This is a genomic window from Rhodoblastus sphagnicola (genome assembly GCF_002937075.1).
In the GTDB taxonomy this organism is placed as follows: Bacteria; Pseudomonadota; Alphaproteobacteria; order Rhizobiales; family Beijerinckiaceae; genus Rhodoblastus; species Rhodoblastus sphagnicola.
Genome location: NZ_NHSJ01000062.1, coordinates 1 through 763 on the forward strand (window position 1 = coordinate 1; position 763 = coordinate 763).

Genomic DNA, 763 nt, shown 5'->3' on the forward strand with positions numbered 1-763 from the left:
TGTGGTGTCGTAGTCAATGGTGGACGGCGTGGTTCCCGAGGCTTGAGACATCTTCCTTCTCCTTGAGGTCATTCGACGGCCCAAGGATACTCGACCTTGGCCACCTTTGGCCCTCATAGGATCTTCATTTCGCGTGGGCGGCGGGAAGTCGGGGACTGAATCGCATTGCGCGCCAGCTCTTTCACGGTTTGCCGCTTCCGCCGGGCGCAATGCGTTCCCGTTGATGGGGCGGGCGATCTTCGCGCGCGGATCGGATAGGCGCTTTTTCGGATCCCAAAGCCGCGCCAATGGCGCCGGTTTGGCTAAGCGTCGGTTCTGCAAAGAGAATGCGAAAACCCCTGGCGCGCTCCGCGTCCGCGCGCCAGATTCGCGCGCCACGCCCATGATTTAATAACGTTGCGTTACGTGCGACTCTCGTTGCAAGCTGCTGAAGGCATTGCGGGCTTCGCAACGATCCTCCTTGCTTGACGCAACCTGTGTGTTTTTGGCGCCGCACGGATTGCAAAGGGCTGGCTCGAGGGAAGGGAATCGTAATGTCCATCATGATCACGTCGCAGACCGCGTGGGATCGGCTCACGGGACAAGCGACCTTCGGGGCCGCGCTCGCGAGCGTGGACCCAAGCCTCGGCCAAGCCCAGGTGGCGGCGTCCGATACGACGAAACTGACCTATTACGTCCGCTTCACGATCACGAGCGGATCGGCGGCGGCTTTCGACGGCAAGGCGCTTTACCAACTCGGCGGCTTTTCGTTCGAGGACCAAGC

1 protein-coding gene is annotated in these 763 nt (G+C 61.2%); it reads left to right on the forward strand.

All coding sequences use genetic code 11. From position 1 onward, the window contains the following. Nucleotides 1-533: 533 nt before the first annotated feature. Nucleotides 534-763 (forward strand): hypothetical protein (locus CCR94_RS25040; RefSeq protein WP_158254699.1); only part of this gene is annotated, 230 nt, incomplete at its 3' end.